The sequence below is a fragment of the Deltaproteobacteria bacterium genome (assembly GCA_016875395.1).
Taxonomy (GTDB): Bacteria; Myxococcota_A; UBA9160; order UBA9160; family UBA6930; genus VGRF01.
Genome location: VGRF01000020.1, coordinates 52,834 through 66,128 on the forward strand (window position 1 = coordinate 52,834; position 13,295 = coordinate 66,128).

At 69.8% G+C, this 13,295-nt stretch carries 14 protein-coding genes; all 14 read right to left on the bottom strand.

What is annotated here, in order from left to right:
* Positions 1-3: 3 nt before the first annotated feature.
* The 14 genes from carA to rplQ all read right to left on the bottom strand — a co-directional run bounded on the left by carA (position 4) and on the right by rplQ (position 13,294).
* Positions 4-1,209, bottom strand: coding sequence for a glutamine-hydrolyzing carbamoyl-phosphate synthase small subunit (gene carA, locus FJ091_15105; GenBank protein MBM4384680.1), 1,206 nt, complete (start codon positions 1,207-1,209; stop codon positions 4-6).
* Positions 1,206-2,501 carry a dihydroorotase gene (locus FJ091_15110; GenBank protein MBM4384681.1) on the bottom strand — a complete coding sequence of 432 codons (1,296 nt, stop codon included), beginning with the start codon at positions 2,499-2,501 and terminating at the stop codon, positions 1,206-1,208. Before FJ091_15110 ends, carA begins: the two co-directional genes overlap by 4 nt.
* A gap of 67 nt (positions 2,502-2,568) precedes the next feature.
* Positions 2,569-3,492 carry an aspartate carbamoyltransferase catalytic subunit gene (locus tag FJ091_15115; protein ID MBM4384682.1) on the bottom strand — a complete coding sequence of 308 codons (924 nt, stop codon included), beginning with the start codon at positions 3,490-3,492 and terminating at the stop codon, positions 2,569-2,571.
* A gap of 2 nt (positions 3,493-3,494) precedes the next feature.
* A complete protein-coding gene (gene pyrR / locus FJ091_15120) occupies positions 3,495-4,112 on the bottom strand; it encodes a bifunctional pyr operon transcriptional regulator/uracil phosphoribosyltransferase PyrR (protein ID MBM4384683.1) in 618 nt (205 codons plus the stop codon).
* Between the two features lie 215 nt (positions 4,113-4,327).
* On the bottom strand, positions 4,328-5,200 hold the full coding sequence (lepB, locus tag FJ091_15125; GenBank protein MBM4384684.1) for a signal peptidase I: 873 nt from the start codon (positions 5,198-5,200) through the stop codon (positions 4,328-4,330).
* On the bottom strand, positions 5,197-5,808 hold the full coding sequence (gene lepB / locus FJ091_15130) for a signal peptidase I (GenBank protein ID MBM4384685.1): 612 nt from the start codon (positions 5,806-5,808) through the stop codon (positions 5,197-5,199). Before lepB (FJ091_15130) ends, lepB (FJ091_15125) begins: the two co-directional genes overlap by 4 nt.
* Complete coding sequence (lepA, locus tag FJ091_15135) at positions 5,808-7,610, bottom strand: elongation factor 4 (protein ID MBM4384686.1); 1,803 nt, start codon at positions 7,608-7,610, stop codon at positions 5,808-5,810. The genes lepB (FJ091_15130) and lepA overlap by 1 nt, the downstream gene beginning before the upstream one ends.
* Before the next feature lie 149 nt (positions 7,611-7,759).
* Positions 7,760-8,728, bottom strand: coding sequence for an SDR family oxidoreductase (locus tag FJ091_15140; protein ID MBM4384687.1), 969 nt, complete (start codon positions 8,726-8,728; stop codon positions 7,760-7,762).
* Positions 8,729-8,746: 18 nt separating this feature from the next.
* On the bottom strand, positions 8,747-9,592 hold the full coding sequence (gene rfbD, locus FJ091_15145; GenBank protein MBM4384688.1) for a dTDP-4-dehydrorhamnose reductase: 846 nt from the start codon (positions 9,590-9,592) through the stop codon (positions 8,747-8,749).
* 13 nt (positions 9,593-9,605) lie between these two features.
* The gene (locus FJ091_15150) at positions 9,606-10,118 is read right to left on the bottom strand and encodes an SPOR domain-containing protein (GenBank protein MBM4384689.1); all 513 of its coding nucleotides are present in this window, start codon (positions 10,116-10,118) and stop codon (positions 9,606-9,608) included.
* The gene (locus FJ091_15155; GenBank protein MBM4384690.1) at positions 10,118-11,851 is read right to left on the bottom strand and encodes an arginine--tRNA ligase; all 1,734 of its coding nucleotides are present in this window, start codon (positions 11,849-11,851) and stop codon (positions 10,118-10,120) included. Before FJ091_15155 ends, FJ091_15150 begins: the two co-directional genes overlap by 1 nt.
* 69 nt (positions 11,852-11,920) lie before the next feature.
* A complete protein-coding gene (locus FJ091_15160) occupies positions 11,921-12,277 on the bottom strand; it encodes a septum formation initiator family protein (GenBank protein MBM4384691.1) in 357 nt (118 codons plus the stop codon).
* 77 nt (positions 12,278-12,354) lie between these two features.
* Positions 12,355-12,885 carry a TlpA family protein disulfide reductase gene (locus FJ091_15165; GenBank protein MBM4384692.1) on the bottom strand — a complete coding sequence of 177 codons (531 nt, stop codon included), beginning with the start codon at positions 12,883-12,885 and terminating at the stop codon, positions 12,355-12,357.
* Positions 12,886-12,907: 22 nt separating this feature from the next.
* Positions 12,908-13,294 (bottom strand): 50S ribosomal protein L17, encoded by a 387-nt coding sequence (rplQ, locus tag FJ091_15170; protein MBM4384693.1) that lies wholly within the window; start codon positions 13,292-13,294, stop codon positions 12,908-12,910.
* Position 13,295 lies beyond the last annotated feature (1 nt).

A 13,295-nucleotide genomic window follows, 5' to 3' on the forward strand; every position in this document is an offset into this window, starting at 1 on the left:
TCCCTAATTCCCCTTGGCGATCTGCGCTCCGCTGACTCTCTCGCCGCGTTTGTGGCGAAGCGTCATCTCTCGGAAGCGCGAGAAGAAGTAGTCGACGTCGTGCGGGCCCGGAGACGCCTCCGGGTGGTACTGCACGCTGAAGAGCGGCCGGCGCTGATGCGCGAGGCCCTCGACCGTGTCGTCGTTGAGGTTGATGTGCGTGATCTCGACGGGCTCGCCCGCGCGGCGCAGCGAGTCGGCATCGACCGCGTAGCCGTGGTTCTCGGCGCAGATGGCGACCTTGCCCGTCGCGAGATCCTTGCCCGGCTGGTTGCCGCCGTGGTGCCCGAACTTCAGCTTCTTCGTCTCGCCGCCGAGCGCGAGGCCGAGAATCTGGTGCCCGAGGCAGATCCCGAAGATCGGGTAGTCGTCTGCGAGCGAGCGCACGTTCTCGCGAATCGCCTGCACTGCGGCTGGGTCGCCGGGCCCGTTCGAGAGGAACACTGCGTCGGGCTTCATGGCGCGAACTTCCGAAGCGGGGGTTCGCGAAGGCACCACCGTCACGTCGAAGCCCTGGTCGACGAGGCGGCGCAAGATGTTGCGCTTCACGCCGAAGTCGTACGCGACCACCTTCAGCGTCGGCTCCGGCCGCGCCGCCCGCTTCAGCTGGCCGTCGACGCCGCGCCAGCCCGGCTCGCTCCATTGATAAGTGCGCTTCGTGCTCACCTCGTACGCGAGGTCCGTCGCCTCGAGCCCCGGCGCCTTGCGCGCGCGCTCGACGAGCTCCTCCGCGCCCTGGTGCTCGGGGTCCGTGCTGATCACGCCGTTCTGGAAGCCCGTGTCGCGGATGCGCCGCACGAGCGCGCGGGTGTCGATGCCGCTGATCGCGGGCACGCCGAAGCGCGCGAGAAACTCCGGCAGCGTCTCCGTGGACCGGAAGTTGCTCGGCTTCGCGAACATCTCCTTCACCACGAACCCGCGCAGGAACGGCCGCGCGGCTTCGTCGTCCTCGGGGTTCGCGCCGACGCTGCCGATCTGCGTGTACGTCATCGTCACGATCTGGCCGGCGTAGCTCGGGTCGGTCAGGATTTCCTGATAACCCATCATCGAGGTGTTGAAGCACACCTCGCCGGCGGCGGTGGCGCGCGCGCCCCAGGCGATGCCGCGGTAGATCGTGCCGTCGGCGAGCGCGAGCGCGGCGGGCGCAGGCGCGGAAGCGGGCTTGCTCACGGAACCAGCACTCCTCGGTCAGCGTGATAGACGAGCCGCCCGTTCACGAGCGTGTGCGTGACGCGGCCGTGCATCTCCTGCCCGGCCCACGGCGAGTTGCGGCTCTTCGAGAATCCCTTCGCCGGGTCGTAGATCCATTTCTTCTCGGGGTCGATCACCACCACGTCGCCCGGTGCGCCCGCTTCGAGCCGCCCCTGCGCGAGCCCGAGCACGCGCGCGGGGTTCACGGTGAGCGAGGCGACCAGCTGTTGCGCGGTCACCGAGTTGTTACGAACCAGCGCGAGCACGACGGACAGCGCGGTCTCGAAGCCGAGGATGCCCGGCGGCGCCGCGGTGAACTCCACGTCCTTCTCGTGCACCGCGTGCGGCGCGTGATCCGTTGCGATCGCGTCGAGCGTGCCGTCCGCGAGGCCCGCGACGCAGGCGGCGACGTCCGCCGCGCTGCGCAGTGGCGGCGCCATCTTCGTGTTCGTGCTGAAGCCGAGCGTCGCCTCGTCGGTCAGCGTGAGGTGATGCGGCGAGACCTCCGCGGTGACGTGCACGCCGCGGTTCTTCGCGTCGCGAATCAGCGCGACGGCGCCCGCGGTCGAGACGTGCGCGACGTGAAGGTGCGCGCCGGTCAGCTCCGCGAGCTGGATGTCGCGCGCGACGTGCACCGTCTCGGCGATCGCGGGATTGCCCGGCAGGCCGAGCTTCGTCGACACCGGACCCTCGTTGACGACGCCATCCTTCACGAGGCAGCGGTCCTCGGCGTGCACCATCACCGGCTTGCCCGTCAGCTTCGAGTACTCGAGCACGCGGCGCTGCATGCCGCTGTCCATGATCGTCTTGCCGTCGTCACTGAATGCGACGGCGCCCGACTTCGCGAGCGCGACCATCTCGGTCATCACCTCGCCCGCGAGCCCCTTCGTCGCCGCCGCGACCGGCAGCACCTTCACGGGGCAGTCCTGCCGCGCGCGGTCGAGGATGTAGTCCGTGACCGAGGGGTCGTCGTTCACCGGGTTCGTGTTCGCCATGCAGGCGATCGTGGTGAAGCCGCCCGCAGCCGCGGAGCGCCCGCCCGACGCGATGTCTTCCTTGTACTCCTGACCCGGCTCGCGCAGGTGCGTGTGCAAGTCGATGAAGCCCGGCGTCACCCAGCAGCCGCGCGCGTCGACCACGTCGGCGCCGTTCGCCGCGAGCTTTGCGCCGACCGCTTCGACCACGCCGTTCGCGAGCAGCACGTCCGCGACCTCGTCGCGTCCGCTCGCGGGATCGATCACGCGCCCGCCTTGGATCAGAACTCGGGACATGGGGGGAGCACTCCTTGTTAGGCCGCTACCGCGTTGACTTCGCTCGCGGCCTCGATGTACACGCGCGTCATGCGGCCTGCTTGCGCCGGCCGGCGAGCAGGTAGAGCACGGCCATGCGCAGCGCGACGCCGTTGCGCACTTGGTCGAGGATCACGCTGGGCCGCCGATCGGCGAGATCGTGCGAGAGCTCGACGCCGCGGTTCACGGGGCCGGGGTGCATCACGATCGCGTCGTCCTTCGCGAAGCGGAGCTTCTGGCGATCGAGGCCGAACGTGGACGAGTACTCGCGCACGGTCGGGAACGCGGCGCCGGTGAGGCGTTCCGTCTGGATGCGCAGCGCCATCACCACGTCCGTGCCGTCGAGCGCCTCGCGCAGCGACGAGTACGCCTTCACGCCGAGCGACTCCACGTGGGCCGGCATCATCGTGGGCGGCCCCGCGACGCGAACCTCGGCGCCCATCTTGCGGAAGCCGTAGATGTTCGAGCGCGCGACGCGCGAGTGGGCGATGTCGCCGATGATCGTCACGGTGAGCCCGTCGAGGCGCCCCTTCTCTTCGAGCACGGTCATCATGTCCAGCAGCGCCTGCGTCGGGTGCTCGTGCGCGCCGTCGCCCGCGTTGATCACGGGCGCATCGAGCTCGTCGGCGATGCGCTTGGGCACGCCGCTCACCTTGTGCCGGATCACCACCGCGTCGGGATCCATCGCGTCGAGCGTCTTCGCGGTGTCGAGAATGCTCTCGCTCTTGGTGAGGCTCGACGACGAGGGCGAGAAGTTCACGACGTCTGCGCTGAGGCGCTTGCCCGCGATCTCGAAGCTCGTGCGCGTGCGCGTCGACGGCTCGAAGAACAGGTTGATGATCGTGCGCCCGCGCAGCGTCGGGACTTTCTTCACGTCCCGCTCGCCGACCTCCTTCATCTTCATCGCCGTATCGAGAATCTTCTCGATGTCGTCGCGATCGAGGTCTTCGATGCTGAGCAGACCGCGCCCCATCATCAGGCCGCTCCTCCCGCGTCGCCGGCTCTCGCCGCGCTGGCGCTCCGTAACAACACCACTTCGAGCGCGGCGCCGTTCGCGCGCATCTGCACGCGGTCGCCGCGCTGCGTGGGGATGTTCTTGCCGACGTAGTCGATCTTGATCGGCAGCTCCCTGTGGCCGCGGTCGACGAGCGCTGCGACTTGGATCGAGCGCGCGCGGCCGAAGTCGAGCAGCGCGTCCATCGCGGCGCGGATCGTGCGGCCCGTGCTCGCGACGTCGTCGACGAGGATCACGACGCGCTCGTCCACCGAGCTCGGCATCTCGGTGCGCCGCAGGCGCGGGCGCGCCCCGCTCGAGACGAGGTCGTCGCGATAGAGCGTGGTGTCGAGCGTGCCGACCAGCGGGTCGATCCCGGCGATCTCGCGCAGGTTCGCGAGGAGCTGCTTCGCGAGCGGCACGCCGCCGTTCGGGATGCCGACGAGGTAGAGGCGCGAGATGTCGTCGTTCTTCTCGACGATCTCGTGCGCGATGCGCATCAGCGCGCGGCGAATCGCGGCGTCGTCGAGGAGAAGCGACTCGGAGGGCGCTGCGTCCGTGCTTGCGCGCGCGTGCTGTCCGGAGCCGTCGTTCGCCATCGAGCGCCTTTCTCCGCCTCGCGGGACGGAGTTAAAAGGAGCGAAGGGTCAGAAGCGGCGCGCAACGTAGCCAGCGAGATCGCGCGCGCTAGGGCGCGCGGAAGAAATTCCGACGGAGTGCGCGTGAGTTGCCGGCGCCGGCGACGCCAGGGAAGGCCAATTGGGGTCTGGCACGGATTGGCCGGCGCGGCGCGGTGGCGCTCCGTGCCTCGGGCCTAGGGCTTCTCCGCCCGCAGCGCCCGCTTCGTCGCCCCCACCAGCTCCGGCGTCTCGCCGGGCGGGAAGCACTCGACGAACCCGCCCATCCGCTCCCAGCGCATCTTGTTCACGAGATTGTCGATCCACGTGAGCGGGTTCAGCAGCGAGAGCCACGTGCCGTTCCAGTCCCACGACCAGTAGTTGAGGCCCGCGGGCCCGGCGAGCGCGGCCTTGTCGACCGTGCCGGCCCAGCGTCCGTCCTTCGAGTTGTCGCGGTTGTCGCCCATGAACAGGTAGCGGTCCTCGGGCACGATGAACTCGCTCACGTCCTGTCTAGGCTTGTAGTCTGGCTGATCGAGGATGTAGTGGCGGCAGTCGCCGAGCGTCTCGATCAGGAGATCGCGCGCGATGCCGTCGGCCGCGACGTACTCGAGGCCCGTGTCTTCGAGCGGGACCGGCTCGCCGTTCAGGATGAGGCGCTCCTTCTGGTACGCCACGCGATCTCCGGGGATCGCCACGAGTCGCTTCACGAAGTTTTCGGTGGGAAGCTCGCGGTGCTGATCGGGCGGGAAGATGTCGCCGCCAAAGCCGCGCGCGAAGCGGAACACCACGACCTCGCCGCGCTCGGGCTCGCGCACCGCGGGCAAGCGCGAGTCGACGCCGGGGGCCTGCGCGCCGTACACGAACTTGTTGACGAAGACGTGATCGCCGATCAGCAGCGTCGGGACCATCGATTCGCTCGGTACGTAGAAGGTCTGGAACACGAACGTGCGGATCAGCAGCGCGATGCCGACCGCGACGGCGAGGCCCGGCAGCTCGTCGCGAAACCAGTTCGGCTCGCGCGCCGGTGCATCCTTTGCCTGCTTCGGGTCCGCCTTGGCTGCGCTCATTCGTCCCCTGCTCCGCTCGTCTCGAAGCGCGGCCCGTCCCCTAACAACGTCGCCACCACGCCCACGATCGCCTCGCGCGGAATCGCGCCGAAGTTCCGGCTGTCGGCGCTGTGGTCGCGGTTGTCGCCCAGCACGAAGTAGTGGCCATCGGGCACGACTTCCTCGCAGTCGCTGCGCTGCGCCTCCGGGTCGTCGAGCACGGCGTGCTCGATGCCGCCGATGCGCTCGCGCAGGCCCGCGAGGGCGCGCCCCGCGCGGTCGACGCGCAGCGTGCCGGTGCGCCACTCCTCGGCCGCGACGCCGTTCACGAACACGCGCCCGTTGCGCACGGCGACGCGCTCGCCCGGCAGCGCGACGACGCGCTTCACGAAGCGCTCGCCCGCGCGCTCGAACACCACCACTTCGCCGCGCTCGGGCGCGACGAGCTTGTTCACGAACAGGCGATCACCGGCTTCGAGCGTCGGAAGCATCGAGTCGGAAGCGACTTGGAACGGCTCGAGCGCGAAGGCGCGGATCGCGAGCGCCGCGAGGAGCGGGACGGACGCCGCGAGCGCGATCGCGGCGCGCTGCGAGCGCGAAGCGGGCGCCGGATTCGCGGCGGCGGCCACTACTCGTCCCCGAGCCGCAGCGCCGCGAGGAACGCTTCCTGCGGAATCTCGACCGAGCCCACGCGCTTCATGCGCTTCTTGCCCTCTTTCTGCTTCTCGAGCAGCTTGCGCTTGCGGGTGATGTCGCCGCCATAACACTTCGCCGTGACGTTCTTGCGCAGCGCCTTCACCGTCGTGCGTGCGATCACCTTCGAGCCGATCGCGGCCTGAATCGCCACCTCGTACTGCTGGCGCGGGATGAACTCCTTGAGCTTCACGGCGAGCTCGTTTCCGCGGGTATGCGCCTTCTCGCGATGCACGATCAATGAGAGTGCGTCCACCGCATCTCCGTTCACGAGAATGTCGAGCTTGATGAGGTCGGCCGGCTGGTAGCCGATCAGGTCGTAGTCGTAGGAGCCGTAGCCGCGCGTCACGCTCTTGATCTTGTCGTGGAAGTCGCTCACGACCTCGGCGAGCGGCAGCTCGTAGCGAATCTGCACGCGCGAGCCGTGCACGGAGATGTCGCGCTGCACGCCGCGGCGGTCCTGGCACAGCGCCATGATCGGGCCGACGTAGTCGTTCGGCGTGTGGATCGTCGCGAGGATCACCGGCTCCTCGACGTGATCGAGCACGCCGGGGTCCGGTAGCGCGGCGGGCGACTCGATCTCGAACGTCTCGCCGTCGGTCTTCACCACGCGGTACCGCACGGTGGGCGAGGTCGTGATGAGCGAGAGGTTGTACTCGCGCTCGAGCCGCTCCTGGATGATCTCGCCGTGCAGGAAGCCGAGGAAGCCGCAGCGGAAGCCGAAGCCGAGCGCGGCGCTGGTCTCGGGCTCGTAGCGGAACGAGGAGTCGTTGAGGCGCAGCTTCTCGAGCGCTGCCTTGAGCGGCGCGTAGCCGTCGGGATCCGTGGGGTAGAGGCCCATGAACACCATCGGCTTCACTTCACGGAAGCCGGCCAGCGGCTGCGCTGCGGGCGAGCGCGCGAGCGTGACGGTGTCGCCGATGTGCACCTCGTCGAGCGACTTGATGCCGCAGAACACGATGCCCACTTCGCCCGCGGCGAGCTGGTCGACCTTGCGCGGATGCGGGTCGAGCACGTCGAGCTCGTTGATCTCGTGCTCGACCTTGTCGGCCATCAGCAGCGCGAGATCGCCGCGCTTCAGCGTGCCTTCCTGCACGCGCACGAGAACCGCAACGCCCATGTACGGGTCGAACCACGCGTCGAAGATCAGCGCGCTCGGCCGCGGCGTCGCGGGGTCGCCCTTCGGCGGCGGCACCACCTCGACGATGCGCTCCAGCACCTCGCGCACGCCCTGCCCCGTCTTCGCGCTGATCGGCAGCACGCCCTCGGCCTCGAGACCGATCACGTCCTCGATCTCTTGCGCGGCGCGGTCCGCGTCCGCCGCGGGCAGGTCGATCTTGTTCGCGACGGCGACGATCGCGAGGTTGGCGTCGAGCGCGAGGTAGGCGTTCGCGAGCGTCTGCGCCTCGATGCCCTGCGATGCGTCGACCACCAGGATCGCGCCCTCGCAGGCGTGCAGCGCGCGCGAGACTTCGTACGAGAAATCGACGTGTCCCGGCGTGTCGATCAGGTTGAGGACGTACTCGACGCCGTCGCGCGCGGTGAACTTCATGCGCGCGGTCTGCGCCTTGATCGTGATGCCGCGCTCTTGCTCGAGCTCCATCTTGTCGAGGAACTGCGCCTTCTTCTCGCGCTCGCTGAGCGTGCCGGTCGCTTCGAGCAGGCGATCCGCGAGCGTCGACTTGCCGTGGTCGATGTGCGCGATGATGCAGAAGTTTCTGATGCGGGCGGGATCCATGATCGTGACGAGGCTACCGGCGTTGGAGGTGGCGCGAGCAGGAATCCGGTGGTCGCGAGCGCGCTGCAGAGACGCTGCAGCCGGCAAGGAGTTGACTCGCGGCTGAGCGTCCAGTCGTGGTCACGATGCTGGGATTGCCCAGGCGCAAGTTAGGCGTTCGGACGCGGCACGCCGAGGGCGTCGTAGAAGTAATCGCGCGTGCGGCGCAGGCCCTCTTCCACCGGCACGCGCGGCTCCCAGCCCAGCTCGCGTTTGGCGAGCGTCGAGTCGGGGCGGCGCGTCTTCGGGTCGTCGGGCGGCAGGGGCTTGTGGGCGATCTTGCTCTTGCCGCCGCACATCGTGTTGATGCGCTGCGCGAGCTCGAGCATCGAGACCTCGGCCTGGCTGCCGATGTTCATGGGCCCGACGTAGCTCGAGTTGAGGAGCCGCCAGATGCCTTCCACGAGGTCGTCCACGTAGATGATCGAGCGCGTCTGCGAGCCGTCGCCGTAGACGGTGAGGTCCTCGCCGCGGATCGCCTGCGTGAAGAAGTTCGGGATCGCGCGGCCGTCGTTCACCTGCATGCGCGGGCCGAAGGTGTTGAAGATGCGCACGATGCGGATGTCGACGCCGTGGTGGCGGTGGTACGCCATCGTCATCGCCTCGGCGAAGCGCTTGGCCTCGTCGTACACGCCGCGGATGCCGACGGGGTTGACGTTTCCGTAATAACTCTCGGGCTGGGGCGAGACGAGGGGATCGCCGTAGCACTCGCTCGTGCTTGCGAGCAGGAAGCGCGCGCCCTTCGCTTTGGCGAGGCCGAGCGCCTTGTGCGTGCCGAGCGAGCCCACCTTCAGGATCTGGATCGGGAGGCGCTCGAAGTCCGCGGGGCTCGCGGGCGAAGCGAAGTGGAGGATCGCGTCGAGCTCGCCGTTCACGTGCAGGTAGTTCGTGACGTCGTAGTGCTCGAACGAAAACTTCGCCTGGCCGAGCAGGGGCTGGATGTTCTCGATGTTCCCGGTGAGCAGGTTGTCGAAGACGATGACCTCGCAGCCCTCCGCGAGCAGGCGCCGACACAGGTGCGAGCCGATGAAGCCGGCGCCACCCGTGACGAGCACGCGCTCGAGTTTCCGCTTCGACATGGATCCTCCGAGGCCTCCCTAACGATTCGGTGCGTCCGGCGAGGAGAGGTACGCGGCGAGCGCCTCGCGCCAGTGGCGAGGCGTCACGCCGAGCGACTTCGCTTTGCCGAGATCGAGGACCGAGTAGGCCGGGCGCGGCGCAGGCAGCCCGAGCTGCTCGGTCGTGAGAGGCTCAATCGGCCGATCGGCGAAGCCGCAAGAGTCGAGAACGGCGCGCGCAAACTCGAGCCAAGTGGCCTCGCCGTCATTGGCGAAATTCACGGCGCCGCTCGCGCCCGCGGCGACGAGGGCGACGATCGCCTCGGCGAGATCGCTCGCGTACGTGGGGCGGCCGCGCTGGTCCGCGACGACGCGCAGCGGCTTGCCCTCGCGCGCTTGCGCGAGGATCGCGGCGGGGAAGTTGCGCCCACGCCCGTACACCCAGCTCGTACGCACGACGAGCGCGCCCGGCGCCGCGAGCGCGGCCCGCTCGCCCCCGAGCTTCGTGCGCCCGTACACCGAACGCGGCGCCGGCGCGTCGTCCTCGCGAATGGGCCGCGACGCGTCACCGGCGAACACGTAGTCCGTCGAGAGCTGCAAGAGCTTTGCGCCGCTCTTCGCGCATGCCGCCGCGAGGCGTGCGGGCGCCTCGGCGTTCGCCCGCTCGGCGAGCTGCGGGTCGCGCTCGCACGTGTCCACCTTGGTGAGCGCCGCGCAGTTCACGACGACGCGCGGCGCGTGCCGGGCGAACGCGCGCGCGACGGCCTCGGCGTCGCACACGTCCAGCTCCGCGTGCGAGGGCGCCGCGAAGCGCTCACCGCGCGAGCCGAGCACCCGCTGCAGGGCGCTGCCGAGCTGCCCCGATCCGCCGGTGATTAGGTACACGGCGCGCCGCGGCTCAGCTCGACTCGCGCGCCAGCACCCACGTCGGCAGGCGCTGCTCGCGCTTCAGCTTGTCCGCGAGGGTGTCGGCGTCCGCGCGCGTCGAGATCGGACCCACGCGCACTTTGAAGCGCGCGCCATTGCCGCCTTGATCCGCGACGTAGGCCGGGTGCCCGAGCTGCTTCAGCTCCGCCGCGAGATCGTATGCCGCACCCTGCGTCGCGAACGCGCCGACTTGCACCGCGAATCCGCCGCTCGGCGGCGGTGCCGAGACCGCGGGCGTCGCCGGCTCGCTCGCGGCAGGCGCGCGCTCGGAGTCGCCCGCGTCCGCGACCTGCTCGCGCACCGGCGCCTTCTCCGGCAGCGGCACCTCGGTGGTCTTGCCGCTCACGTGATCGGCGACGAGCGAGGCGTCCCAGATCGCGGGCGCGAGCAGGCCGACGCCGAAGCCCGCGACCATCAGCAGCAGCGCGCCCCCGATCGTCGCGATCCAGCTCGTGCCCGCGCGCTTCGCCTGCGTCTCGCTCATCACATCCGCTCCGGCGCGCTCATGCCGAGCAGGCGCAGCCCGTTCGCGATCACCGTGCGCACCGCGGCCACGAGGCCGAGGCGCGCGGCCGTGAGCTCCGCGTCGTCGGAGAGCACGCGGTGATTCTTGCCGTCCTGGAGGTACGGGTTCCACAGCGCCGCGACGTCGCGCGTGTAGTACGCGACGTGGTGCGGCTCGCACGCCTCCGCCGCGCGCGCGACGACGTCGGGGAACTCGGCGAGCTTCCGAATCAGCTCGATCTCTTCGGGCAGCGCCAGCCGCTCGGCGTCGATCTCGCCCGCCTTCGGCAGGGTCACGCCGCGCTCCGCCGCCTGGCGCTCGATCCCGCAGCAGCGCGCGTGCGCGTACTGCAAGTAGTAGGCGGGGTTCTTCGTCCAGTCGGTCTCTTTCGCGAGATCGAGGTCGAAGTCGAGGTGGCTCTCGGGCCGGCGCTGAATCATGAAGAAGCGGAACACGTCGGCGCCGACATCTTTCAGCACCTCGTCGACGGTGATGAAGGTTGCGCGGCGCGTGGACTGCTTCACGGTCTGGCCACCTGCCGTGAGCGTCACGAACTCGTGAATCACGAACTCGACACGCTCCGCCGGCAGCCCGAGCGCCGCGAGCGCGGCCTTCACGTACGGGCCCTGGTCTTTGTGATCGGCGCCCTGCACGTCGACGATGCGCTCGAAGCCGCGCTCGAGCTTCTGGCGGTGGTATGCCACGTCGGGCAGCAGGTAGGTCGGCTCGCCCGACGACTTCACCAGCACGCGATCGCGCGCGAGGCCGAGATCGGTCGCGCGCAGCCACACCGCGCCGCCTTCCTCGAACACGCGCGTGGTCTTGCGCAGGTCCGCGAGCGCGCCCTCGACGCGCTTCTCCTCGTACATCGTGAGCTCGTTCGTGTACACGTCGAACGTGATGCCGAGCGCGTCCTGCGTCGCGCGGATCTCGGCGAAGATGCGCTGCTCCGCTTCCATGCGAAAGCCGCGCTCGCCCGGCTCCGCGAGCCAGCCCTCGCCTTCGCGATCGATCACCGCCTGCGCGATGTCGGCGATGTACGAGCCCTGATAACCCTCGCGCGGGAACACGACGGGCTTGCCGCCGATCTCCGCCGGCCACGGCAGCGTCTCGTCCTTGAGCGCATCCTCGGGCGGCGCCGCGGCGCGCCCTAACAACTCGAGGTAGCGGGCGCGCACGGACTCGCCGAGCACGCGCATCTGGCGGCCGCCGTTGTTGAAGTAGTACTCGCGCGTGACGCGCCAGCCCGTCGCGTCGAACAGGCGCGCGATGCAGTCTCCGAGCACGGCCTGCCGCCCGTGGCCGACCGAGAGCGGGCCCGTCGGGTTCGCCGAGATGAACTCGACCATCACCTTGCGCGCCTTGCCGGCGTCGCTGCGGCCGTAATCACTTCCCGCCGCGAGGATGTCCTGCAGCGCGCTGCGCCAGCCCGAGCGCTCGAGCCAGAAGTTCACGAAGCCCGGCCCCGCGACCTCCGCGCGGGCGACGAGCCCGCTCGCCGCACCCACTTTCGCGACGAGCGCTTCCGCCACCGTGCGCGGCGGCTGCTTCAGCCGCTTCGCGAGCACCAGCGCGGCGTTCGTCGCGAAATCGCCGTGCTCGGCTTGCCTCGGCGGATCGAGCGCGAACCCCGGCGCGGGCGCCGGGTCGCCAGCATCTTCGAGCAGAGCCGAGACCGCGGCGTCGAGAGCCGCTTGGAGTCGTTCGCGCACGGAGGTCTCACTGAGCCGCGGGGGCGGATGGACGGAATGCGCGCAGGCTCGCGGACCGCGCCGGAATCGTCAAGGATTTCGCAGGCTTGTGGAGTCTTCCTCGCGCACCACCCACTCGCCCGGCCGCGCCAACCCGAGCTCGGAGCGAATCGCCGATTCGATCGCGACGGGGTCGCTCTCGAGCGCTGCAGCTTGCGCCTCGTCGCTCGCGATCTTCGTGTTCAGCGTGTGGATGCGCGTGTTCGCCTGCGAGTAGTCGCGGCGCAGGTCGAGCACGTGGCGCACGTTGCCCTGATAAACCGCCAGCACGGCGAGCAGCCCGACCGCGACGCCCGCGGCGATGAGCACGCTGCTCCCGAAGCCGCGCCGGCTCCGCTTTCGCTTCGCGCGCCCCTTCGGCGCACGCTTCCCGCTGCGCTTTGCCATGCGCATCCCCCCGCAGCGCAACGTAACGAGCCGCGTGCGACTCGCAGCGGCAGTCGTCACAAATGCTCAGCGCGGAGTCAGCGCGGTGCGCCCAGCAGTCGCGCGATTCGGCCCGCGTACTCGGGCGCGTCCCAGTCGCGCTCCCCGATGTAGCGCGCGACGAGCACGCCCTCGCGATCGATCAGGAAGCTCTCGGGGAAGCGCAGGCTCTGGTAGCGCTGCGCGACTTCCTTCTCGGGATCGAGACCGATCGGGAAGGTGAGGCCGAGGCGCTCGCGGAATCTCTCGACGGGCTCGGCGCTGTCGTCGACCGAGATCGCGACGAGCTCGAAGCCGCGCGGCGCGAGCTGCTCGTAGAGCCGCTGCATCGCCGGCATCTCTTGCTCGCACGGCGCGCACCACGTGGCCCAGAAGTTCACGAGCACGACCTTGCCGCGCAGCTCGGCGAGCGTGAGCTCGCCGCCGCCGAGGCGCGCGACGCGGAAGGGCGGCGCAGGCAGGCCGTCCTCGACCGGCGGCGCCGCGCGCTCGCCCGTCACGACCATCCAGGCTGCCGCGGCGAGCAGCGCGACTCCGAGCACCCAGCGCGCGATGCGCGATGCGTTCACGGCCTCGCCTCGCCGCTGCGCACTACTTGGTGACTGCCGCCTTCTCGGGGGCGGGCCGATCCACCAGCTCGACGATCGAGATGCGCGCGGCGTCGCCGACACGCACGCGCGACTTCATCACGCGCGTGTAGCCGCCCTTGCGAGTGCGGTAGCGCTCCGCGAGCTCGGTGAAGACTTTCTTCTCCACGTCGTCGCGGCGAATCACCGCGGCGGCTTGGCGGCGCGCATGCAGATCGCCGCGTTTGCCGAGCGTGATCATCTGATCCGCGATGCGGCGCAACTCCTTCGCCTTCGCGTCCGTGGTCTCCACCTGCTCGCACTCGAGCAGCGAGGTGACCATGTTGCGAAGCAGCGCGAGCCGGTGCCCGGTCGGGCGGCGCAGCTTTCCTCGACGATTCCCGTGACGCATC

Bases quoted from the DNA above. Each gene is read 5' to 3' on its own strand.
- lepA (MBM4384686.1), bottom strand. From the start codon at position 7,610: ATGGATCCCGCCCGCATCAGAAACTTCTGCATCATCGCGCACATCGAC.
- FJ091_15160 (MBM4384691.1), bottom strand. From the start codon at position 12,277: ATGGCAAAGCGCAGCGGGAAGCGTGCGCCGAAGGGGCGCGCGAAGCGA.
- FJ091_15115 (MBM4384682.1), bottom strand. From the start codon at position 3,492: ATGGGGCGCGGTCTGCTCAGCATCGAAGACCTCGATCGCGACGACATC.
- pyrR (MBM4384683.1), bottom strand. From the start codon at position 4,112: ATGGCGAACGACGGCTCCGGACAGCACGCGCGCGCAAGCACGGACGCA.
- FJ091_15150 (MBM4384689.1), bottom strand. From the start codon at position 10,118: ATGAGCGAGACGCAGGCGAAGCGCGCGGGCACGAGCTGGATCGCGACG.
- FJ091_15140 (MBM4384687.1), bottom strand. From the start codon at position 8,728: ATGTCGAAGCGGAAACTCGAGCGCGTGCTCGTCACGGGTGGCGCCGGC.
- FJ091_15110 (MBM4384681.1), bottom strand. From the start codon at position 2,501: ATGTCCCGAGTTCTGATCCAAGGCGGGCGCGTGATCGATCCCGCGAGC.
- rplQ (MBM4384693.1), bottom strand. From the start codon at position 13,294: ATGCGTCACGGGAATCGTCGAGGAAAGCTGCGCCGCCCGACCGGGCAC.
- lepB (MBM4384684.1), bottom strand. From the start codon at position 5,200: ATGAGCGCAGCCAAGGCGGACCCGAAGCAGGCAAAGGATGCACCGGCG.